Origin of the sequence: Pseudomonas sp. EGD-AK9, assembly GCF_000465935.2 — a bacterium.
Lineage (GTDB): Bacteria > Pseudomonadota > Gammaproteobacteria > Pseudomonadales > Pseudomonadaceae > Aquipseudomonas.
This window is the reverse complement of the sequence record NZ_AVOF01000764.1, coordinates 1-738: the sequence shown is the minus strand read 5'-3', so window position 1 is coordinate 738 and position 738 is coordinate 1. Positions and strand designations below refer to the sequence as shown.

At 72.1% G+C, this 738-nt stretch carries 1 protein-coding gene; it reads left to right on the top strand.

Annotated elements, in window-relative coordinates; all coding sequences use genetic code 11:
• Positions 1-738 (top strand): serine hydrolase (locus N878_RS23680; RefSeq protein ID WP_306367482.1); only part of this gene is annotated, 738 nt, incomplete at both ends.

The window sequence follows — 738 nt, the reverse complement described above, 5'->3', positions numbered from 1 at the left end:
GAGCCCCTTTTCCCTTCGCCGTATGAGCCTGCTGCTCGGCCTCAGCCTGCTGGCCGGCATCGCCCGGGCCGAGTCCTGGCCGCAGCCGGACTGGCAAACCACCCCCCACAGCGACAGCCCGGCGCTGGCCGCGCTGGAGGCCTACGCCTTCCCGCCACGCGACGACGCCACGCGCCTGGGCGTGCGCAGCGATGCGCTGCTGGTGGTACGTGACGGCCGGATCGTCTACGAACGCTACGCCGCGCCGACCCGCGCCGACACCGCGCACCTGACCTGGTCGATGGCCAAGAGCCTGCTCGCCACCACCCTCGGCGTGGCCTACGGCGGGGGCCGCTTTAAGCTGGACGCGCCGGTGGCCAAGTACTACCCGGCGATGGCCGAGCACCCGCAGGTCAAGGTCGGTCACCTGCTCAACTGGGCCTCGGGCCTGGCCTGGCAGGAGGACTACGAGTACGCGCCGCTGAAGTCCTCGGTGATCGCCATGCTCTACACCCGCGGTCGCGACGACATGGCCGGCTTCGCCGCGGCGCATGCCGCCGATGCCGCGCCGGGGGTGCGCTTTCGCTACTCCAGCGGCGACAGCAACCTGCTGGCCGCCGCGCTCAAGGGCATGGTCGGCGCCGAGGCCTACCCCGACTACCCCTGGACCGCGCTGTTCGAGCCGCTGGGCATCGCCAGCGCGACCTGGGAGCGCGACGGCGCCGGCACCTTCGTCGCCTCCTCCTACGCCTACATGAG